General features: G+C 63.9%; 8 protein-coding genes. 4 read left to right on the top strand and 4 right to left on the bottom strand.

Going from position 1 to position 23327, the window contains the following annotated elements; genetic code table 11:
• Positions 1-24 precede the first annotated feature (24 nt).
• The gene (locus ACK56M_RS18065) at positions 25-927 is read right to left on the bottom strand and encodes a VOC family protein (RefSeq protein WP_411958864.1); all 903 of its coding nucleotides are present in this window, start codon (positions 925-927) and stop codon (positions 25-27) included.
• 149 nt (positions 928-1076) lie between these two features.
• Positions 1077-1319, bottom strand: coding sequence for a hypothetical protein (locus ACK56M_RS18070; protein ID WP_411958865.1), 243 nt, complete (start codon positions 1317-1319; stop codon positions 1077-1079).
• 93 nt (positions 1320-1412) lie between these two features.
• Here ACK56M_RS18070 and ACK56M_RS18075 point away from each other — a divergent pair, with 93 nt between their 5' ends.
• Positions 1413-3101, top strand: a complete 1689-nt coding sequence (locus ACK56M_RS18075; RefSeq protein WP_411958866.1) for a sigma 54-interacting transcriptional regulator — start codon at positions 1413-1415, stop codon at positions 3099-3101.
• A 92-nt stretch (positions 3102-3193) separates the two neighbouring features.
• On the opposite strand, the gene ACK56M_RS18080 is transcribed toward ACK56M_RS18075, so the two are convergent.
• Together ACK56M_RS18080 and ACK56M_RS18085 are read right to left on the bottom strand one after the other, a co-directional pair.
• A complete protein-coding gene (locus tag ACK56M_RS18080) occupies positions 3194-4075 on the bottom strand; it encodes a transporter (RefSeq protein ID WP_411958867.1) in 882 nt (293 codons plus the stop codon).
• Between the two features lie 685 nt (positions 4076-4760).
• Positions 4761-6185: an amidase gene (locus tag ACK56M_RS18085; protein WP_411958868.1), complete on the bottom strand. Its 1425-nt coding sequence runs from the start codon at positions 6183-6185 to the stop codon at positions 4761-4763.
• A gap of 517 nt (positions 6186-6702) precedes the next feature.
• Here ACK56M_RS18085 and ACK56M_RS18090 point away from each other — a divergent pair.
• The 3 genes from ACK56M_RS18090 (at position 6703) to ACK56M_RS18100 (ending at position 23311) form a co-directional block, all read left to right on the top strand.
• A complete protein-coding gene (locus ACK56M_RS18090; RefSeq protein ID WP_101196591.1) occupies positions 6703-7653 on the top strand; it encodes a fatty acid desaturase in 951 nt (316 codons plus the stop codon).
• Between the two features lie 68 nt (positions 7654-7721).
• Complete coding sequence (locus ACK56M_RS18095) at positions 7722-12962, top strand: amino acid adenylation domain-containing protein (RefSeq protein WP_411958869.1); 5241 nt, start codon at positions 7722-7724, stop codon at positions 12960-12962.
• Between the two features lie 107 nt (positions 12963-13069).
• Positions 13070-23311: an amino acid adenylation domain-containing protein gene (locus tag ACK56M_RS18100; RefSeq protein ID WP_411958870.1), complete on the top strand. Its 10242-nt coding sequence runs from the start codon at positions 13070-13072 to the stop codon at positions 23309-23311.
• The last annotated feature ends 16 nt before the right edge of the window (positions 23312-23327 follow it).

Raw genomic sequence — 23327 nt, forward strand, 5'->3', positions numbered from 1 at the left:
AATAGGTGGGTGTATGGCAAGGCGTCATTGCACCGCAGGCAGCGCGAAGCGGTGCCCCCAGTCGCTCAGTTGGCTGTAGTTGCTGACGGACCAGTTGGCGTCGTCGATCACCACGCCGCCCCACCCGTATTCGAGACCGAAGCCCGAAGGCGTGACCATGTAGAAGGACAGCATGCGGTCGTTCGGATGGTGGCCGATGTCCATGATCACCGGCACCTGGGCCGCGCGAACACGGTCGAAGGCCAGACCCACGTCATCGAGGGACTTCACTTCGATCATCAGGTGATTGAGCTTCTTCGCCGAAGGCATCGCCGCAGTGGCCAGGGAGTGGTGACGCCCGCTGCGGGTGTGCATGAACACTCCGTCAATGGCTACGCCGGGGATGCTGTGGGAATCGCGGATGTAATCGGAAATGCGCAGCCCCAGTTGCTCGGTGTAGAACCGCACCGAGGCTTCGGCGTCCAGCGCGACAACGAATACGTGGCCGACGCCCAGCTCGCCGGTCTGGAAACCACCGCCCACCAATAGCGGCGAGTGGAACGGCGAGGAAAGCGGTGCCTGTTGCGGACCGAAACTGAACTCATGACGCACGCCAATGGGATCGGCGCAGTAGTACAGGCGCTCCACCTTGCGGGCCTGGCGCAGGCTCTCCTCGGCCTCGTTCACCTGGACGTCGCGCTGACGCAGTTGCTCGACGTAGCTGTCCAGGTCGGCGCGGGTGTCGAACTCCCAACCCAGCGCCGTCAAGTCATCGGCCTCGCCCTGTTCGACGATCACCCGGTGCATGCGTTCATCCATGCGAAGGCGCAATGTCCGCTCGTCACGGCTACCCACTTGCAGACCCAGGACGCGCGTGGCGAACGTCTCCCAGGCATCCAGGTCACTGGCATTCAAAACCACATATGCGAGATTGGATATCTCGGCCATCATTTGCCCTCCTTTATCTGGCTGCACACCGAGTTCAGGTGGCTTCCAGATTTCTTGTTTTATGGAGAAATCGTGGATGCAGTTCGCATCTACGAACGAGGAGAGCAACGGCCATGCCATACACTTTCAAGCAGGCAAAAAATGCTGCTTCATATTGATTTATAAGTATTTATTTTCTTAAGAAGTTCAATGAGCCACGCAATTACCAGCGCTTGGAATGTTGAAATTTCTACAAAAGTCCCGCCCCCCAGCGCCTGCCCTTTTGCTTTTTCGCAACGGCTGACATCAGGTCCAAAACAAGCGCCGACAAGCGCGCAGCCAATCAGCGATGAATTCCCCATGCTCGCTTGACAAGCCAAAGGAGGAATGGCTGCAATGGGCAGTGAAAACACAATTCGGCAAGCCGCTCTGGATCTGACATGACTGCAGCGACGCAGGACAGAACACAGAGCTGGCAATCCTCACAACAATAAGAAGGGCTCCCCATGAAAACTGTTCCCAGCGGCTGGGAGGACACATCCCTTGATATTGCGGAGGTCGCATCACGGCTGCGCTTTGCCTTTCAAAAGGGACAGATCTGGCTCGATGAAGAACGCATGGTGTTGATGCACTCGTCCGCACTCGCGGCCTTGCGCAAGGAATTGATCGACTCCCTGGGCCTCGAACGAGCACGCGGTCTGCTGACCAGAATCGGCTATGCCGCGGGCCTGCGCGATGCCGAAATCGTACGCAAGAGCTACCAGGATCTGTCGGACACCGAGCTCCTTCAAAAAGGACCGCTGCTCCGTGCACTTGAAGGCATCGTCAAAGTGCAAGTGCAGACCGTCGAGATTGATATCGGCAAGGGCCACTACTTCGTTGATGCCCTGTGGCTGAACTCTATCGAGAGCCACGTTCATCACGCACTGTACGGCACCCATGAAGGGCCGGTGTGCTGGAGTGAAATGGGCCATGCGAGCGGTTATGCCAGTGGCATCATGGGCAAATTCATCGTGCACAAGGAAGTTGAGTGCGGCCCGCGGGGTTGCCGCTTCATCGGCCAACCCGTCGATGAATGGGATGACATTTCAGAGGACCTGCGCTACTACCAGAGCGACTCCGTGATCGATCAGATAATGAGCCTTCAGGATCAGGTCGAGAACCTTCGTTCAGCCATTGCCGAACGTGTGCTTCCGTCCGACCTGGTTGGCGAAGCGGCAAGTTTCAAGGCTGCATGGTCTCTCGCCGAGAAGGCCGCCGGGAGCCCTGTGACCGTCCTGTTGCTCGGGGAGACGGGGGTTGGTAAGGATGTTTTCGCCCGAGCCGTTCACAACTCGAGTCCTCGCGCCAGCAAGCCCTTCATTGCAGTCAACTGTGGCGCGCTGCCTAACGACCTGATCGAGTCAGAGCTTTTCGGTATCGAGCGAGGCGCCTTCACTGGGGCGCAGAACTCTCGTGCGGGACGCTTCGAACGGGCGGACGGTGGCACCCTGTTCCTGGACGAAGTGGGCGAATTGAGCCTGGCCGCACAAACACGCCTGTTACGCGCCCTGCAATCCGGAGAGATTGACAGACTGGGTGACACCACAACGCGAAAGGTGGACGTACGTGTCATTGCTGCCACCAACGTCGACTTGGCTAACGCCGTGGCAAAAGGATCGTTCCGAAAAGACCTGTACTACCGACTGAACGTCTTTCCGGTTTCCATCCCTCCGCTAAGGGATCGAAGGGAAGATATCTTGCTGCTGGCTGAACGCTTTCTGGACAAGTTTTCCGCCAGGGAAGGAAAGCGCATTCGAGGCCTGACCGATAAAGCACGTCTTGCCTTGTTGAACCACGACTGGCCGGGCAACGTCCGCGAACTGGAAAACGTCATCGAGCGCGGCATCATTTTGGCCCAGCAGGATAATCAGATTGATACCAGCGCCCTGTTCCTGCCCTCTGCCTTGACCCAGGATGAAGAACACACCACGGGCTTGACCCAGTCGGGCCGTGTCGACAGCGACACGCAGGACACCGTGGTCAATGCGTTCCTGGAACATTTACTGAATGAGCGCATTCCGCTGGAGGACCTTGAGGCGGTCATGGTCAAAGCCGCCATAGAGCGCTGCCAAGGCAATCTGAGCGCTGCGGCGCGGCTCTTGGGTATCAGTCGCTTCCAGATTGGCTACAAACAGAGGAAGCGGGGTTTGTAAAAGTACCAAGAGCACCTGGCATTGGGGTGCCCCCAATGCCAGCACTCATACCTCTTCAATATGACGCTCGAAACAACCTTTGGCTCTCGACGCTAGAAAGCCCATGCCACCTTGACGAACGTAGTGTTTCCCTGAGGCCGGTTTTCCACTGCGGTCTCTCTCAGGTACTTTGCCTCCACGCTCCAGCCGTTTGCCTGATAATGGATACCCGGGCCATACGCAAACACCTGACCACGAAAACCAATATCTTCGCCCCCTACGTTGTCAGATTTCATCTGTTTGAAAGCGTAGCCCTCCAACGCCAGCGTCAGGTTCGGTTTCACCCGATAGCCAACACTGTAGTCACCCGCAAAATACTGACCCGACTTGTAATCCGTGTCGTCATTCCTGGAGTTGAAACTGTAGGAAATTTTAGTTGAGATATCCCACCCCTCAGGATCGCTATAGCTATAGCCAAACATCGGCCTGACCGTGTAGTAGTTTTTTCCAACATTGGCCATATGGTCCCGGTCATAATCGCCGGTCGGCAATACCGTCTCGACCGCGACCGCCCAGTGATGCGCACCGCTGTGCCAACCCAGCATAGATGCCAGGTAGGTATCGCCCATTGCGCTACGGTCATCGCGCTGCCCCAGCATTCCGACTCGAAGATCGACAAGGGGCAAAGCCGCATAGAATCCGAGTTGCCCTCCAAGCAGCTGCTTGTCTGTCATCCATACCAAGCGAGGAATGAAGGCATTGACATTGACACCAAAGCCGGGCACCGAGGATTTTCCATGCTTATCGACAAAGCGCGAGGCGTGATAGTTTTGATAATAACCAAGAAGATAAACGCCTGGGGGAGGCAGTACCCCGGCCATTACACCTTCAGCACCCAGTGGATAATTATCAGCGCCGCCTTCAGTGGCAGCGGCATCATACGCAAGCAAACAAACGACAGCGCTCAGCAGCAAGCGAGACTGAATAGCCTTCATAATGACTCCGAATTGTTTTTGTTATAAGGACACTCACAGGGGCGCACATCCCTGACTCACGTTCATTTCCGCATGGAAAAATCGATTACTTGGAATGTGCCAAAGCAAGACCACGCTTAGAGAGACAGGCCTTGCGCCCACTGCCTCTTAGCAAGCCTCATACCAAAAATAAAATTCTTATCAATCAACGCATTACGCTTACTTGTCTTGTCACCTAGATTTACATTGTTGAAAATTCATCAATGCGCCTACCCGGCCTTTAGAAAAATTAACAGGCCATAAGGCCTTCTCCCCATAGGCAGCTGAATTGAAAACGGGTCGCGCTGTAGTCCGCTTTAAAAGCGTTGTGACGGTTATTGATTCAGCCTGAGCGCTGACGTCAGTGTGCTGTTGCGGCAGGTTTTATTATCGGTTTCTGAACGCGGCGGCGTTTTGAGGTGGCGGCACACTGGGCTTTCCACCAAGCAGGTCGACGCGTATGCATCAGCTGCAACAAGCCATCGCACAGGGACGTGCCCGGTCAGAAATCGCCATTCTCGATCGCGCATTCTGATGGGAGTATCGACGGGTATTTCTGGGGGTACATTTCGACTTCCGCGAACCAGAAAACCCTAGCTAGAGCCCTGTCCAAATGTTCTTCGGAAGACCCAGGCAGCCTCTTAGCACCTGTGTCCCTTCTACCGGCTCAGCCCGCCCGTTGCGCGCTTTTCCGACCGGAAATCGCCGGCTGCCACCGCTCAAGCTGGCGTTCGAGCAACGCGGCCAGAGCCAGGATACGATGTTCCTTCCAGTGAGGGCCGATGATCTGGAGGCCGATTGGCAGGCCCAACTCCGGGTCGAGCCCCACCGGCAGCACCACCACGGGCGAACCGGAGAGACTGAAGGGGAACACGTAGCCATACCGTGAGCGGCCGTCCAGCGATTCGCCCGGTTTGAACGCGACATCCGGGAATACTGGGCAGATCAGCACGTCATGGCTGCGGAAGAAACTGCTCAGGCCGCGGCGGAAGGTATTGATGTAGGCAAGGTCGACCTTGAACTGATCGACGCTCAATTCTGTCTCCCTGCTCGCCTGCACCAGGCCTTCCAGGCACGCCGAGAATTTGTCGCGCCCAAGGCTGGGCAGGAACTTGTCCCAGGCCCGGGCGGCATCACCACCGGAAAGGAAAATGTTCCACAGGCTGTCGCTCGCCTGCTCCATGCCCGGCGGCGCAACCTGGCTCACTTGCCGCACCCGCGGCTCCAACAGGCCGGCGACCCGTTGCAGGGCGTCGCGCACCGAAGCCCGCACCGTCACCCCCGACAGCTCATGGAACAGCGCTACCCGGGCCTGGGCGAGGGGCAGGTCATCCTCGAACGGTACGTCGACGGTGTCCGGGTCATGGCCGTCCCCCCCTGCGATCAGTTGCCCCAGCAGCTTAATGTCATCCACGTAACGCCCCATCACGCCATAGGCCGATGTCATGTGGATCAGCCCGGTTCGCTCCACCGGGTATTGCCCGGTCAGGGGGACACGGCCCTGGGTCAGCTTGAACCCGCACACGCCGTTGAAATGCGCGGGTATGCGCAGGCTGCCCCCGGCATCCGAACCCAACCCTGCCGGGCTGCAACCTGCGGCGATGCCGGCGGCTTCCCCGCCGCTGCTACCGCCGGGGCTTCTGGAAAGGTCAAAGGGGTTGAGGGTACGCCCGTACAGGAAGTTTTCCGTCTCGAAGGACATGCACAACTCCGGGACATTGGTGATCCCCAGGATCAGCGCGCCGGCCTCGCGTAGCCGCCGCACCACGGTGGCGTCGGCCGGGCTCGGCGCGCCGTGCCATTCGGGCATGCCGCAGGACATCTTGAAACCCTCGACATGACAGACGTCCTTGATGGTGATGGGCACGCCATGCAACGGCCCCAGCGCCTCTCCCGCCGCGACCATGCGGTCCGCCGCCTGCGCCTGTTCGAGCAACCGGGCCGGATCGGCCGGCTGGACAATGGCGTTGATCGATCCGTTGCGCTCGGCGATGCGGCGCAGATAGAACTCTACAAGCTGTCGGCTAGTGACATCTCCCTCACGAATGGCCCGTGCCATCTGGGCAATACTCAGCGCGTCAAAGTCCGTCATGAATGGCTTCCGTAATAACACTGTTTGAAGGGTGCGGCGGGAATCGCTGGTGCGGCCATGTCCGCCGCCATGGCGCCCACACGGCGGGCCAGATGGGGCGGGCGTGCGCAAGAATATGGGAAAAACCGGCCGGCACAAATACCAGGCGGACCTGCCGGGCGAACGCTGAGCAACAGGCAAATGCCCGTGTTTGTTGGGCGGAAAATCCGAAGTGATTTTTTTCTCTTTTTTACCCGCCGAAAGAGAAATAAAAATCTCGAAGACTTTGTTCGGACGGCAAAAAAAGCAAAAAACCTCTCACGCGGATTCAGATAATAGAGCTACAACACTTGTAGCCGACATCGGTTCACATGTCGGCGGCTCTTAAATACTCAGGGCTCGCCTTATCAGACCGTGCCCCTGTCAGGATGGAACCTCTTCCCGCAACCTCTGCCCTTTTTCGATCATGCCGTTGCCTCATCAGCGAACGGCATCGGGCAACGTTGTCTTGCGAAAAGGCGCCACACAAGGAGTGGACATGCTTCAAAGTAAAGTCTTCAGGTACTCGTACTGGGATCTTGCATGCTGCCTGGTGATTCCGTTCCAGATCGCCGTCTATTGGCTGCTGGCGCTGAACTACGAACACCTTTCCCTGATCGCGCTGCTGGCCATGGTGCCCGTGCTGTTTGCCTTGTCCTTGCAGAATGCCGGCGCCAACCATAACCACTACCACACCCCGTTCTTTCGCATCCGCTGGATGAACACCCTGGCGCGGATGGGCTTTTCTATGACGGAAGCGCCCAAGACGCCCTACAACATCGGGCACGGCATTCACCATGTCACCCACCAGTCCTGGAACGACACGTCCATCCTGCGCATCCTCGGCCTCAAGCGCACGTTGTCCAGGCAACTGGTCAACTTCGGCCTGTTCGTTTTCGAATCGGTGGGGCTGAAGTATTTCGTCCTGCTGATCCTGCTCAAGCACTGGCCACTGGAGCGCGTCGCGGCGCTGGCCTCGCCCGACGACCCTGCACTGGGTGTCCGGGCACTGAAGAAACTGCTGGAGCCGTCGAAGCTGAAAGCGGCGAAATACGACCTGGCGGCCTGGTTCCTGTTCCGTCTGGTGCTGTGCCTGACCGACTGGCAGTTCTTCTTCTTTTACTTCATCCCGGTCACCTACCTGATCGACAGCCTGCGCCAGGGCGAAAACTACTTCCAGCACTGGGGCGCCACCGACCCCTTCGACCCCAAACGCGACTCGGTCAGCTGCTACGGCAAGCTCTACAACTGGCTGACCTTCAATCTCGGTTACCACCAGGAACATCACTACAAGCCGGGCGTGCATTGGCTGAAGCTTCCCGAACTGACCAAGGACCTGCCCAGCGACCGCCACACCGTGCCGTATTCGCACTACCTGAATGCACCGTTGATGTTTCCGCAACGCTCGGCCCAGCTGAGGGCAGAGCGCGCCGCCCAGGCGCCTCAATGAGCTGAAGGCGGCCGTGCGCCGCCGCACCACGCTCCTCAACGAAACCGCGAATTCTTCAGAGCCGTGACATGGACAAGTCCCCGATGCACACCTTCGCCACCCTCCTCGATGTCGTCCGGTTCAGAGCCTCGCCAGGCGAGCAGAGCGCCGAACACCTGGCGTTCACCTACCTGGATGACGGCGATTCGGTCAGCGGCTCGCTGACCTACGCCCAACTGGACCGCAAGGCCCGCAGCCTGGCGGCCCACCTGCAGCGCCTGACCCGCCCGGGTGACCGGGTGCTGCTGGTGTATCCGCCGTGCTTGGAATACATCATCGCGTTCTATGCCTGCGTCTATGCCGGAGTCATCGCGGTGCCGGCCCTGTCGCCGGCCAACGCCAAGACCCTGCCGCGCCTGCAACTGCTGGCGATCGACTCGCAACCCGCCCTCGCCCTGACCCTCGACAAGGTGTCCGGCGCCCTTGACCGCATGACGGCGGACAGCCCGCTGACCGGCCTCACGTGGCTGGCCAGCGACACCCTGGACGAAGCCAGCGAACACTGGCAGCGCCCGCCGACCGAGGCGAGCGACATCGTGTTCCTGCAATACACTTCCGGTTCGACCGGCGCCCCGAAAGGCGTGATGGTCAGCAACGCGAACCTGTTGGCGAACGTCGAGCTGTCGAAGCGCACCTACGGGATCCACGAGCAAGACGTCTTCGTTTCCTGGCTGCCCCCACATCACGACTTCGGCCTGATCGGCGCCATCATCCTGCCGGTCTACCTGGCCGGACATTGCGTGCAGTTCCCTCCGGCGGCGTTCGTGATGCGCCCGTTCCGCTGGCTGAAACTGATCGCCGACTACCGTGCCCGGGTCACTGGCGGGCCCAACTTCGCCTTCCAGCTGTGCGTGCAGCGCATCAGCGCAGAGCAGAAGCAGTCCATCGACTTGAGTTGCCTGGACATCGCGGTCAACGGCGCCGAACGTATCCGCCCGGCGACCTTGCGGTCGTTCGTGGAGGCGTTTGCCGAGTGCGGGCTGCAACCGCAGTCGATGGTTCCTGCCTACGGCATGGCGGAATCGGTGTTGCTGGTGAGCGCCAACACCGGCACTGCCGCCGGGCAACTGCCGAAGATCCGCAGCATCAGCAAGAGCGCCCTGGAAAGCGGTCGGGTGGAGCCCCAGCCGCACGCCGCGGACGCCGTGGAAGTCGTCGCCACCGGCACCGTGGTGACAGCCGACCACCAACTGGCGATCTTCCATCCGCAGACCGCCGTCCGGCTCGGCCCGGAACAGGTGGGTGAAGTCTGGATCAGCGGGCCATCGACCGCCCGGGGCTACTGGCGCCGCGAAGAAGAAAGCCGCGTGTTCCACACCCGCGCCACCGATGACGATGCGCGCTGGTTCCGCACCGGCGACCTGGGTTTCGTCAGCAAGGGCGAGCTGTACATCACCGGTCGCCTGAAGGAAGTGATGATCTTCAGCGGCCGCAACATCTACCCCCAGGACATCGAAATCACGATCGAAGCCCTGGATCCGGCATTCCGCGCCAACGGATGCGCAGCCTTCTCCATCGAAGACGGCGAGTCCACCCAGCTGGTGGTGGTGCAGGAGCTGGAGGCGCGGCATCAGCCCGACACCAACACACTTGTGGCCCGCTTGCAGGCCGAGTTGGCCGAGCGGCATGAGGTCTTCGACCTGTCAGCGCTGCTGCTTGTCAGGGCCGGCGCCATTCCCCGCACATCCAGCGGCAAGATCCAGCGCACCCGCTGCCGGCAGCTGTTCCAGGACGCGGCCATCAAGACCGTTTGGGCCTGGCACCGGCAAGATCACGCCGACGACCAGGAGGCCCAGGACGATCCGGCGCTGGCCCACATCGAGGCGGCGCTGTCGGCGATCTGGCAAGCCACGCTGGATCGGCCCGACATCGCTAGCCACGAAAGCTTCTTTCAGCTGGGCGGACACTCCCTGCTGGCCACGCAAATGATGCTGGAGGTGCGCAAGCGGTTTGACGTCGAGCTGCCGCTGAGCACGCTCTTCCACTCGCCGACCCTGCGTGCCATGGCCCGCGCCATCGCCAACACATCGGCGAATTCGGCCCCCGCCCTGCCCGCCATCGTCCGCGCAACGGGCAACGATCCGTTGCCGTTGTCCTATGCCCAGCAGCGCTTCTGGTTCCTCGACCAATACCAGCCGGAAAACCCGTTCTACTCATTGCCTCTGGCGTTGGGCATCGAGGGTCCGGTGGATCCGCAGGTCGTCCAGCAGGTACTGGACACACTGGTGGAGCGCCACATGCCACTGCGCACCCTGTTCGACAGCGAAGGCGGTGTCCTGCGGCAACGGATCCTGCCCGCGCTGCGCATCCCCCTGGAGCAGATCGACCTGAGCCTACCGGCCGACATCAACGACGCCATCCGCCGCGAAGCGCAGCGCCCCTTCAGTCTCTCCCTGGGGCCGCTGATCCGCGCGTGCCTGCTGCGCAGTGCGCCGCAGCGGCATGTGTTGCTGCTGACCCTGCACCACATCATTTGCGATGGCTGGTCGAGCCAAGTGCTGGAGACGGAGTTCCTGGCGATCTACGACGCGCTCGCGCGCGGCCATGCCGTCGCGCTGCCGCCGCTGGCCATCGACTATGCCGACTACGCCGTCTGGGAGCAGCAGTACCTGACCGGTCAGTGGCTCGAGCAACGCCTGGCGTTCTGGCGCGAGCACCTGTCGGGCGCCCCGACCGCGCTGGATCTGCCGACCGAATTTGCGCGTCAGGACGGCCATGCCCAGGAAGGTGCGGTGAAAACGGTCGAGGTGCCGCCGGCGCTCGCCCGCCAGCTCGAAACCTTCGCGCAACGCCATGACGCGACGCTATTCATGGTCCTGCTCAGTGCGATGACGGTACTGCTGCACCGCATGACCGGCCAGGATGACCTGTGCCTCGGGGTGATGTCCGCGAACCGTCCGCAAGGCACCGAAGGGCTGGTGGGCAACTTCATCAACGTGGTACCCCTGCGCAGCCATGTTCGGGCCGACATGAGCTTCGCCGCCCTGCTCGCGAGCACCGCGCAGCGCTTGCTGAGCACCTACGACCAGCAGATTCCCTTCGAGCTGATCCTCAAGCATCTGGCCCCTTCCCGGCAAGCGACCGGCACGCCCTATGCCCAGGTGGTGATGAATTTCCACAGCGAACTGGCCCAGACCCCGCCACGCCAGGCGGGCCCGGAAGACCGCCGCATTAGCATCGCCGGACACCACGCTGGCAGCATCCACCACGCGCCCTTCGAGCTGAAGGTGGAAGTGCACAACGCAGGCGGCCGCCTGGAGCTCGCGTGCGAGTACAACACTGGGCTCTACAGTGCGCAGAGCGTTCAGCGTCTGCTGGATCACTACCTCCTGCTGCTCGACGGTGCCACCACCCGGCCCCAGGTGCCGGTCGGACATCTGCCCTTGCTGCGCGACAGCGAAAGGCAACGGTTGACGCAGCAATGGAACGACACCGACAGGGACTACCCGACGACGAAAACCCTGCACGCCCTGTTCGAAGAACAGGCCGAACGCAGCCCCGACGCCATTGCCCTGGTCTTCGAGGGGCAGCCGCTGAGCTACGCCCGGCTCAACGCCTCGGCCAACCAGTTGGCCCACCACCTGGTCGGCTGCGGGGTCACGCCCGACTCGCTGGTGGCCCTGTGCCTGGAGCGCGGCCCACAGATGGTCATCGGCCTGCTGGCGATCCTCAAGGCCGGCGGCGCTTATGTCCCCCTCGACCCGCACTACCCGGCCGAACGCCTGGCCTACATGCTCGAAGACGCCAAGCCTGTCGTGCTGCTCTCCGAGGAAAGCCTGCGGCACTGCCTGCCCGGGCATTCACTGCCGACTCTGTGGCTGGACACCGAGCAGGCGCTGATCGCCGGCCAGCCCACCGGCAACCTCCAGCACGGGGATGCCCAATGCCTGGCCTACTGCATCTACACCTCGGGGTCGACGGGCCGTCCGAAAGGGGCGATGAACACCCATGCCGCCGTGGTCAACCGGTTGCTGTGGATGCAGGAACAGTACGGCCTGTCGAGCGATGACCGGGTTTTGCAGAAGACCCCGTTCGCCTTCGATGTCTCGGTCTGGGAGTTCTTCTGGACGCTGCTGCAGGGAGCCCGGCTGGTCATAGCCAAGCCCGAGGGGCACAAGGATCCGGCCTACCTGATGGAGCTCATCCAGACCCAGGGCGTGACCACCCTGCACTTCGTGCCCTCGATGCTGCAGGCCTTTCTCGCCGCCCAGACCGCCCCGCACGCCAGCCCGCTGCGGCGGGTGTTCAGCAGCGGCGAGGCGCTGCCCGTCACGGTGGCCAACCAGTTTCTCGCACGCTACCCGCAAACCCAATTGCACAACCTGTACGGCCCCACCGAAGCGGCGGTGGACGTCACCTACTGGCAATGCCAGCCCGACTATCGCCACGCGCTGGTGCCGATCGGCCGGCCGGTGGCCAACACGCGGATGTACATCCTGGACGAAGCCCTGGCGCCCGCGCCGGTCGGGGTCATCGGCGATCTCTACATTGCCGGCGCGCAGCTCGCCCGCGGCTACCTGGGACGTCCCGACCTGACCGCCGAACGCTTCCTGCCCGACCCGCACAGTGCCGACGGCGGACGCATGTACCTCACCGGGGACCGCGGGCGCTACCTGCCTTCGGGCGATATCCAGTACCTGGGCCGCAGCGACCATCAGATCAAGATCCGCGGTTTCCGCATCGAACTGGGGGAGATCGAAAATGCCTTGCTCGACTTCCCCGCCGTGCGCGAGGCCGTGGTCGTGCCACGCGACGATGCCAGCGGCGCCCCCTGTCTGGTGGCGTTCGTCGCCGCCAGCGCCAGCGAGGCCGACAGCGCCCGCTTGCGCCAGCACCTGGCCAGGACCTTGCCCGACTACATGCTACCGAGCTTCTTCGTGGTGCTCGATGCCCTGCCGCTGAACGCCAACGGCAAGATCGACCGCCAGGCGCTGCCGGCCACGGACGTGCGTCTGGCCACCTCGGACGAACACTACGTCGCGCCCGGCACGGCCACTGAAACGGCACTGGCCGATATCTGGCAAGACGTGCTGAGGGTTCCCCGGATCGGGGTCCACGACAGCTTCTTCGAGTTGGGCGGGCATTCGTTGCTGGCCACGCAGATCCTTGCCAGAACCCAGGCTTTGTACGCGCTGAGCCCGCCGCTGAAGGTGCTCTTCGAGTCGCCGACGGTCGCGGCCATGGCGGCCTGGCTCGACGCACAGAAACGCACGCCACACGCATCGGCACCGCCGATCAAGCGCCTGGCGCGCAACCAGGCCGTCGACTGAGCAATGCCTTGAACGCCGGCCGGGACCTTGGCCTCGCCCGCCAAGGCCCGGATGTGCCCGATGCACCGCAAACGCCCTGCACAAGAAACTAGATGAGAGTGTGAGTCATGTCGTCAGATCAATTCAGTACCTCCTTCGCTCAACAGCGTTTGTGGTTTCTTGAGCAATATGAGCCGGGCACTGGCCTGTACAACATACCGGCGGCCTGCCGGATCGAGGGCGCGCTGCGGCTAGACGCGCTCGAGCACAGCCTGAATGCGGTCATCGCGCGCCACGAGACATTGCGCACCCGCTTTGACGTGGCCGACGATTTGCCGGTGCAGGTCATCGAACACTACGCACCGCTGCAGATCGCGTGCATCGACCTGCAAGCGTTGCCAGACCGGCACCTCACGCTGCAGCAGTACATCGATGAAGAAGCGGCCAGGCCCTTCGACCTGACCCAGGCCCCGCTTATCCGCGCCAGCGCGATCAGGGTCGGCCCCCAGGAGCACATCCTGCTGCTGACCCTGCACCACATCGTCTCCGACGGATGGTCCATGACGCTGCTGCTCAATGAGTTGAGCGCGCTCTACAACGCTCGGGTGCGCGGCGACGATCCCGTCCTGCCGGAACTCGAGGTGCACTACGCCGACTACGCCCACTGGCAACGGGACTGGCTGCAGGGCGAAACACTCCAGACCCAGCTGGACTACTGGGCAAGCCGGCTCGAAGGGGCGCCGGGCGTGCTGGAGCTGCCGAGCAACCGCCCCCGCCCCCCTCGCCTGGATCACGCCGGCGAGCGGGTGCATTTCGAACTGCCCCGCGACCTGACGGAACGCCTCCAGCAGCTCAGCCAGCGCCACCAGGCGACCCTGTTCGCCACGCTGCTCTGTGCGTTCAACAGCCTGCTGTACCGCTTGAGCAACCAAGCCGACATCAGCGTCGGTTATCCGGTCGCCAACCGTAAAGACGCGCAGACTCAGACGCTGATCGGCTTCTTCGTCAACACCCTGGTGTTCCGCAGCCAGGTCGGTGCCGGGCAACCCTTCGCCGACTACCTGAAACAGGCCCAATCGCGCCTGCTCGATGCCGACGAGCATCAGGACGTGCCCTTCGAGCGGCTGGTGGAAGCCTTGTGCCCTACCCGCGAGCTCAACCACTCGCCGCTGTTCCAGGTAATGTTCTCCTTCTTCAACCAGGACGTCGCCCAAGCGCTGACGCTCGACGCCACCACCGCGAGCGTGCTGCCCCAGAACAGCCGCTTCGCCAAGTTCGACCTGTCGCTGGAAATGCACATGCGCGACGGCGTACTGGGCGGCTTCTTCGAATACCGTACTGCGCTGTACGACCGGGACAGCATCGAGCGCCTGTGCGGCTACCTGCACGTCTTGCTGGCGTCCATCGTCGCCGATCCGGGCCGCCCCATCGGCGACCTGGAACTGTTGCCGCCGGCGGAGCGCCTGTCCCGGCTGGCACCCCAGCCCGACGCCGGTTTCGCCCTGTCGGCCGAGCGCTGCGTACACGACCTGTTCCTCGATCAGGCTCGGCTGACACCCGACGCCACGGCCATCGTCTGCGCCGGGCGGCACGTGAGCTATCGCCAGCTCGAACAGCAGGCCCAAGCCATCGCCGCGTACCTGCTGGACCTGGGCGCCGGGCCGGACAGTTGCGTGGCCGTGTGCCTGGACCGCTCCATCAGCATGGTGGCGGCCTTGCTCGGCACCTGGATGGCCGGGGCTGCCTACGTCCCCATGGATCCGGCCTACCCGCACGCCCGATTGCTGCACATGCTCCAGGACTCGCAGGCGCCCGTCTTGCTGACCGAGCGCCAATACGCCGAGGCCTTCGCCGGGCACGCGCCCGCCGTCGTGACGCTGGAGGACCTCGAACCGGACCGGGCCGCCGTCGTCACCCGTCCTCCCGTCGCTGCCCTGAACACCGCTTACGTGATCTACACCTCGGGCTCCACCGGCCTGCCCAAAGGCGTTCAGGTGCCCCATCGCGCGGTGGTCAATTTCCTCCGCTCGATGATGGCGAAGCCCGGCATCGGCGCAACGGACCGCTTGCTGGCGGTGACCTCCATTTCATTCGATATCAGCGTCCTGGAGCTGTTCCTGCCGCTGGTGAGCGGCGCCAGCATCGTTCTGGCCGAGCGCGAGGCGGCAGCTGACGGGCATGCGCTGATCAAGCTGGCCATGGCCCATGACGCGACGGTCATCCAGGCCACGCCCTCGACCTACTGGCTGATGCTCGAAGCTGGTTGGCCGAGCACGCTCAAGCTTAAGGCCCTGTGCGGCGGCGAGGCCCTGGCGCCGGAGCTGGCGGACAAACTGCTGCAACGCACCGAGTCGTTGTGGAACATGTACGGGCCGACCGAAACCACCATCTGGTCGGCGGTCGGCCGGGTGACCTCGACCCACTGCCCCATCGGCGAACCGATCGCCAATACGGTGCTGCGCGTGCTCGATGAAAACGGCCACCTGTGCGCCATCGGCAGCCCGGGCGAACTGCACATCGGTGGTGAGGGGGTCAGCCGCGGCTACCTGAACCGCGCCGAACTGACCGCACAGAAGTTCGTCCCCGATCCGTACGCCAGCGAGCCGGGCGCACGGCTGTACAAGACCGGCGATCTGGTTCGCTGGCTGGCCAACGGTGAAATCGAGTTCCTCGGGCGGATCGACAACCAGGTCAAGGTGCGCGGTTTCCGCATCGAGCTGGGGGAAATCGAGCAGCAACTCGATCGCCACCCCGCCGTGCTCCAGGCCGTGGTCGCCGTCCGCGAGGACCTGCCTGGCGAGCGGCAGATCGTGGCCTACCTGCGGCTTGCCGAGGACCACGCGCTGGAACCGGCGACCATGCGCCAGCACCTGGGGCTGACCTTGCCCGGTTACATGATCCCCAATCATTTCGTGGTGCTCGAACAACTGCCGTTGACCCCCAACGGCAAGATCGACCGCAAGCGCCTGCCCGCACCGGAGCCGGTCGCCCGGACGGCACCCGGCCGGCCGCCCGTCACCCCCCTGGAAAAGGCCATCGCCGAGATCTGGCAACAGGTCCTCAAGCGGCAGGACATCGCCGTCACCGACAACTTCTTCGAGCTGGGCGGCCACTCGCTGCTCGCGACCCAGGTCATCTCCCGGATGCGCAAGCACCTGAAGATCGACATCCCGGTCCGCAGCCTGTTCGAAACGCCGACCATCGCCCAACTGGTCGACAACCTCGACGCACAGACGGGCCGAGAGAGCCCGCCGATCCTCGCCTACACGCTGCCGCAAACGCTTCAGCCGCTGTCCTTCGCCCAGGAACGCCTGTTCTTCCTCAGCCATTTCGAACCCGACAGCGCGGCCTACAACATCGCGCTGGCCCTGGAACTGAACGGCCCGCTGGACGTAGCGGTACTGAAGCGCTGTCTCGATACGCTTATTGAGCGCCACGCCAGCCTGCGCACCACGTTCATCCTCGACGAAAACGGCAAGGCCCAGGCGCAGGTTCATCCGGCCGCTCCCGCCGCGCTGGCCTGCCTTGACTTGCGCGGCCATGGGGAACCGCTCGAGCAGGCCCGCCGCCTGGCAGAGGCCGAGGCCCGGCAACTGTTCTCGCTCGAACAAGGGCCGTTGCTGCGCACCACCCTGCTGCAGCTCGGCGAGCAACGGCATGCCTTGCTGTTCACCTTGCATCACATCGTCGGCGACGGCTGGTCCATCGCCCTGCTGGCCCGCGAAGTCATGGCCCTGTACCGGGCCTTCGCCCAGGGCCTGCCCTGCCCGCTGCCGGCGCTGGAGATCCAGTACAGCGACTACGCCTTCTGGCAGCGACAGTGGCAGGCCCCCATCGAGTTCGAGTCCCAGACCGCCTTCTGGCGCGAGCACCTGGCCAACGCCCCCACCACCTTGGAGCTGCCCACCGATCACGTGCGCCCGGCGATCCAGACCTACCGCGGGCAGGTAATCCAGCGGTCGCTGGACGCGCCATTGTCCGGGCAGATCGACGCCTTGGGCCAGCAGCACGGCACCACGCCGTTCATGACCCTGCTGGCCCTGTTCAACCTGCTGCTTGCCCGCTACAGCGGCCAGCACGACATCGTCGTCGGCACCCCGATCGCCAACCGCACCCGGGCCGAGGTCGAGCCGCTGATCGGCCTGTTCGTCAACACCCTGGCCCTGCGCACCCGGCTGGAAGGCAATCCGAGCTTCAGCGCGTTGCTCGAACAGGTTCGCCAGACCACCCTCGGCGCCTACGCCAACCAGGACGTGCCGTTCGAGAAGGTCGTCGAGGCCCTGGAACTGCCTCGGGACATGAGCCGCTCGCCGTTGTTCCAGGTGATGTTCGTGCTGCAGAACGCGCCGACCGAGGCGTTCACCCTGCCGGGCCTTGAGATCGTGCAGCTGGCGGTCGAGGCGACCACCGCCAAGTTCGACCTGACGCTGGAGCTGACGCCCTCGGATCAGGGCTACCGGATGCGCTGGGAATACAACTGCGACCTCTTCGACGCCGCGACCGTGGAACGCCTGGCAAGCCACTTCGAGACACTGGCCCGTTCGGCCATGGCGGCGCCAGACCAGCCGCTGCGGCGGATCGCGATGATCACCGAGGCGGACAAACAGCAACTGCTCCACGGCTGGAACGCGACGCAGCAGGCATTCCGTCCGCTGCCGGTGCACCGTTTGTTCACGGAAATGGCCGAGCGTTGCGCCGACCTGCCGGCGGCGGTCTTCGGCGACGAATCACTGAGCTACCGCCAACTGGAAGCGCGTTCCAACCAGTTCGCCCGCTACCTGCAACGCGCCGGTGTGGTGCCTGACACCCTGGTGGGCATTTGCCTGGAGCGCTCGCTGCACGTTCCGGTCGCGATTCTCGGCATCCTCAAGGCCGGCGCCGTGTGCGTGCCCATGGACCCGAGCTATCCGACCGAGCGCCTGCGCTTCATGGCCCAGGATGCCCGCGCCGACCTGATCGTCACCCTCACCAGCCTGCTCCCCCGCGTCGAAGGCTGCTGCGAAACCCTGGTCTGCATGGACCGCTGCGACGACGCCTGGAACGAGTCACCGGTCAACCCGAGCCAGCCGCAGCACCTGCTGAGCCTGTGCTACGTGATCTACACCTCGGGCTCCACCGGCCAGCCCAAGGGCGCCGCGCTGACCCACGAGATGCTGACCAACCTGGTGCAATGGCAACTCACCGAATCGCAACTGGGCCAGGGCGACAACACGCTGCAATTCTCGCCCCTGAGCTTCGACGTCAGCTTCGACGAGTTCTTTTCCACCTGGGCCAGCGGCGGCACGCTGGTGATAGTCAGTGAAGAAACCCGCAAGGATCCGGTGCTGCTGCTCGAACTCATAGAACGGCAACGCATCGCTCGCCTGTTCATCCCGTTCGTGGCCTTGCAAGGGATCGCCGACGCCGCCGCCGACCTCGATCAGCTGGCCTGCCTCAGGGAAATTGTCTGCGGCGGCGAGCAATTGCAGGTCACCCAGGAAGTCGTCGAGCTGTTCCAGAAACTGCCCGCTGCGTTGCTGCACAACCAGTACGGCCCCACCGAGTCGCATTTCGTCACCGGCTATCGCCTCACCGGCGACCCGACGCAGTGGCCGGCGTTGCCGCCGATCGGCAAACCGCTGTTCAACTCACAGATGTATGTGCTCGACGCCGACCTGGAGCCGGTGCCCGTGGGTGTGCGCGGTGACCTCTACATCGCCGGCATCCACCTGGCGCGCTGCTACTGGGAGCGCACGGACATCACCGCCGAACGCTTCATCCCCAACCCCCACAGCCCGGTGCCGGGCGCGCGGATGTACAAGACCGGCGACGTCGCACGCTATCTGCCGGACGGCAACATCGAGTACCTGGGACGCTCCGACCACCAGGTCAAGATCCGCGGTTTCCGCATCGAGCTGGCCGAAGTGGAACAGGCCCTGATGACCCTTGAGGGCGTGGCCGCCGCAGCGGCGACGGTCAGGGAGGATCGTCCGGGCCTGAAGAAACTGGTGGGCTATCTGGTCGCCAAGGGTGGCGATACGCTGGACATCGGCGCGATCCGAGAGCAGCTCAAGCAACGCCTGCCGGACTACATGGTGCCCAGCGCCTTCGTCTGCCTCGACACGTTGCCGCTGACCCCCAGCGGCAAAGTCGACAAGCGCTCCTTGCCGCGCCCTCAGAACGATGCGCTGGAAGACGACCTCGTCGCCCCGCGCAACGACGGCGAGCGCCAACTGGCGCAGATATGGGCCGATGTCCTCAACCTGCCGCGGGTCGGTGTCACCGATGACTTCTTCGCCCTCGGCGGACACTCGCTGCTGGCGACCCAAGTGGTGTCGCGCATCCGCCGGCAACTGCAAGTGGACCTGGCCCTGCGCACGCTGTTCGAGGCCCCGACCATCGAACAACTGCTGCCGCGGCTGGGCAAAAGCCCGGCGGCCAGCGGCCAGCCGATTCGCGCGGCCAACGCCGGCCCCGGCGCGAGGAGTGCGTCTTTCGCGCAAGAACGCCTGTTCTTCCTGAACCGGCTCGAGCGCTCCAGCGCCGCCTACAACATCGCACTGGCCCTGGAGCTCAACGGAGCGCTGGACCGGACGTTGCTGCAAAGCTGCCTGACCGAGCTGACCGCGCGTCACGAACCGCTGCGCACCACCTTCGCCCTGGACAGCGACGGACAGGTGCTGGCGAAGGTTCATCCGGCTGCCCCCGCCGCGCTGACCTGCCTCGATCTGCGCGGCCATGGGCAACCGCTCGAGCAGGCCCGCCATCTGGCCGAGGCCGAGGCCGGGCAACTGTTCTCCCTCGAACAGGGCCCGTTGCTGCGCACCACCCTGCTGGAGCTCGGCGAGCAACGGCATGTCTTGCTGTTCACCCTGCACCACATCATCAGCGACGGCTGGTCCATCGCCGTACTCAGCCGCGAGGTCATGGCGCTCTATCAGGCCCTCGCCCAAGGACAGCCCGCGTCCTTGCCGCCGCTGGAGATCCAGTACGCCGACTACGCCGCCTGGCAGCGCCAGTGGCAGGCGCCCCGCGTGTTCGCGGCGCAGGCGGACTATTGGCGCGCACAGCTGGCCCACGCCCACGCCAGTCTTGACCTGCCGACCGACCGGCCGCGTCCGGCGCTCCAGACCTACCGCGGACAGGCGCTCAGCCTGTCGCTGGGCCGTCAGCTGTCCGGGCAGATCGACGCCTTGGGCCAGCGGCACGGCGCCACGCCGTTCATGACCCTGCTGGCCCTGTTCAACCTGCTGCTTGCCCGCTACAGCGGCCAGCACGACATCGTCGTCGGCACCCCGATCGCCAACCGCACCCGGGCCGAGGTCGAGCCGCTGATCGGCCTGTTCGTCAACACCCTGGCCCTGCGCACCCGGTTGGAAGGCAACCCGAGTTTCAGCGCGTTGCTCGAACAGGTCCGCCAGACCACCCTCGGCGCCTACGCCAACCAGGATCTGCCGTTCGAGAAGGTCGTCGAGGCCCTGGAGCTGCCTCGGGACATGAGCCGCCCGCCGTTGTTCCAGGTGCTGTTCGTGCTGCAGAACACCGTCCCGCAGGCCCTGCAACTGCCCGGCGTGGAAGTCGCACCGTTCGACATCGGGACGACGACCGCCAAGTTCGACCTGAGCCTGGAACTGACGCCATCGGATCAGGGCTACCAGATGCGCTGGGAATACAACCGCGACCTCTTCGACGCCGCGACCGTGGAACGCATGGCCAGCCATTTGATCAACCTGGCCGGCGCTGCGGTGGACAATCCGGGACAGGCGATCGCCGATTTCCCGTTGCTGTCTGCGGCGCAAAGGCACGAGATGCTCGAGCAGTGGAACGCCACCGAAGTGCGTTACGAGCCCGTGGCCGCGCTGCATCAGTTGTTCGAGCGCCAGGTCGAGCGTACGCCCGATGCCATAGCGCTCACCTTCGAAACCCAGTCGCTCAGCTACCGGCAGCTCAACGAGCGGGCCAACCAGCTGGCCCGCTACCTGATCGACCAGGGCGTGAAAAACGATGACCTGGTCGCGGTGCATGCCCACAGAAGCCTGGAAATGACCATCGGCTTGCTGGGTATCCTGAAGGCCGGCGCTGCCTACGTGCCGATCGACCCGGACTACCCCGACGAGCGGCTCGCCTACATGCTGGCCGATGCGGCGCCGGTGATGGTCCTGACCCAGCAGGCCTTGCAGGCGCGCGCGCCGCTGCGTGCCTACCGGCATGTGTGCCTGGACGCAGACGCCGCGCACCTGGCCGACCTGTCGCGCAGCAATCCGCAACGAACGGTCGATCCGCTGGGCCTGGCCTACTGCATCTATACCTCCGGCTCCACCGGCAAGCCTAAAGGCTCGCTGAACACCCATCAGGCGATCATCAACCGCATTCAGTGGATGCAGGCCCAGTACCCGCTGGACGCTGCGGACAGGGTTCTGCAAAAGACGCCGTTCTCGTTCGATGTCTCGGTCTGGGAATTCTTCTGGCCGCTGAGCGTCGGTGCCCGACTGCTGGTGGCCCGCCCCGATGGGCACAAGGATCCGCGCTACCTCGAAGCGTTCATCGAACGGCATGGGGTGACCACGGCGCACTTCGTGCCTTCGATGCTCAGTGCCTACATCGCGTATACCCAGGCCGGCCATTGCCGCTCGCTGCGAAGGGTCTTCAGCAGTGGCGAGGCCTTGTCCACGGCGGTGCAGAATGACTTCTTCGCGCGCTTTGCGGCGACCGCGCTGCACAACCTGTACGGGCCGACCGAGGCAGCGATCGACGTCACCTATTGGCCATGCAGCCCCGACGAAAGCCGCCATGCCGTGCCGATCGGCCGGCCTGTGGCCAATACCCGCACCTACCTGCTCGATGCCCGTCTGCAACCGGTGCCCGTCGGCGTGACCGGCGACCTGTACATCGCCGGCGTGCAGCTCTCGCGCGGCTACCTCAACCGGCCGGAACTGACCGCTGAACGATTCATTCCCGACCCTTACGGCGCACCGGGCAGCCGCATGTACCTGACCGGCGACAAGGCCCGTTACCTCGCCAGCGGCAATATCGAATACCTCGGTCGCAACGACCAGCAGATCAAACTGCGCGGCATGCGGATCGAGCTGGGCGAAATCGAAATGCAGCTGTGCGCGCACCCGCTCGTCAGCCAGGCCGTGGTCGGCGTGCAAACCCACGCTGGCGACGCCTGCGGCCTCACCGCTTACCTGGTGTGCGTCGCCGGCGCGCAACCGAGCGCCGCCGAACTGCGGGACTTCCTGTCGCGCACCCTGCCTGGCCACATGGCGGACATGAGCTTCAGCTTTCTTGAGCGACTGCCGCTGCTGCACAACGGCAAGGTCAACCGGCAAGCGCTGTCCGCCCTGGCGGACACGCCCCGGCAGAGCGATCTAGCGACGCAGGCGCCGACCACGGCACTTGAAAAGAGCGTGGCGCACATCTGGAAATCGACCCTCAAGCTCGACGCGATCGGGCTGAACGACAACTTCTTCGAAAAAGGCGGCCATTCGCTGCTGGCCATGAAGATGGTCGATCAGGTCAACCGGGAACTCGGCCTCGCCGCCGAGGTGCGCCAGGTATTCGAGTCGGCGGACCTGGGGGCCTTTGTCCGCAAGATCAGCCAGGGCGATGCCGAACGCAGCTCGACACGCATGCAGCTCAGGGAGGGCGGGAGCAAGCACCTGTTTCTGGTGCATGCCGTGGGCGGAACCGTGTCGCCCTACGTCCGGCTGGCGCACCTGTTGCCCGACGACTTCAACGTGCATGCGTTCCAGTCCGCCGGGCTCGAAGAAGGCACCTCGCCCGGCGACAGCATCGAAGCGCTGGCCGCGGCCTACATCGAACAGATGCGCCGGGTGCAGCCGACCGGGCCGTACTACCTAGGCGGTTGGTCGATGGGCGGTGTGATCGCCTTCGAAATGGCTCGCCAGCTCGAAACGCACGACCAGCCCGTGCGCCGGCTGCTGCTGATCGACGCGACCGCCCCTGGCCTGGCGTCGCCGACCCTGGCGTGGCCGCTGGGCGCCTACCTGGTGGATCTGGCCCGTTCGCTGTCGGTGGATCTGCCGTTCTCGGCCGAGCGCCTGAGCCAGCTCATGACGCAACCGGACCGGGACGCGGCGACCGTCGCGGCGGCCCGCCGCACCGGCCTGATCCCGGACAGCCTGGACGACGCCCAGCTGGAGCGTCGCCTGGCGGTCTTTGCGGCCAACCAACAGGCACTGAGCGCATATGCCCCTCGGAACGGGGTCAACAGCCCCGTGAGCCTTCTGCACACCCAGGACAACACGGCCAGCGAGGCGTGTTGGCGCCGATGGTGCGGACAGTCGTTCGCCAGTCAGGCACTGCAGGCCGACCACTACAGCATTCTCGAGGCCGCCACCCCCTGCATCTACAAGCTGCTCGGATAAAAAAATGATCAAGATC

This window comes from Pseudomonas sp. s4 (assembly GCF_046764235.1).
Classification (GTDB): Bacteria; Pseudomonadota; Gammaproteobacteria; order Pseudomonadales; family Pseudomonadaceae; genus Aquipseudomonas; species Aquipseudomonas asiatica.

What these genes read in the sequence shown, in the direction of transcription:
- ACK56M_RS18100 (WP_411958870.1), top strand. Translation starts at nt 13,070, where the DNA reads ATGTCGTCAGATCAATTCAGTACCTCCTTCGCTCAACAGCGTTTGTGG.
- ACK56M_RS18095 (WP_411958869.1), top strand. Translation starts at nt 7,722, where the DNA reads ATGGACAAGTCCCCGATGCACACCTTCGCCACCCTCCTCGATGTCGTC.
- ACK56M_RS18090 (WP_101196591.1), top strand. Translation starts at nt 6,703, where the DNA reads ATGCTTCAAAGTAAAGTCTTCAGGTACTCGTACTGGGATCTTGCATGC.
- ACK56M_RS18080 (WP_411958867.1), bottom strand. Translation starts at nt 4,075, where the DNA reads ATGAAGGCTATTCAGTCTCGCTTGCTGCTGAGCGCTGTCGTTTGTTTG.
- ACK56M_RS18075 (WP_411958866.1), top strand. Translation starts at nt 1,413, where the DNA reads ATGAAAACTGTTCCCAGCGGCTGGGAGGACACATCCCTTGATATTGCG.
- ACK56M_RS18085 (WP_411958868.1), bottom strand. Translation starts at nt 6,185, where the DNA reads ATGACGGACTTTGACGCGCTGAGTATTGCCCAGATGGCACGGGCCATT.
- ACK56M_RS18065 (WP_411958864.1), bottom strand. Translation starts at nt 927, where the DNA reads ATGGCCGAGATATCCAATCTCGCATATGTGGTTTTGAATGCCAGTGAC.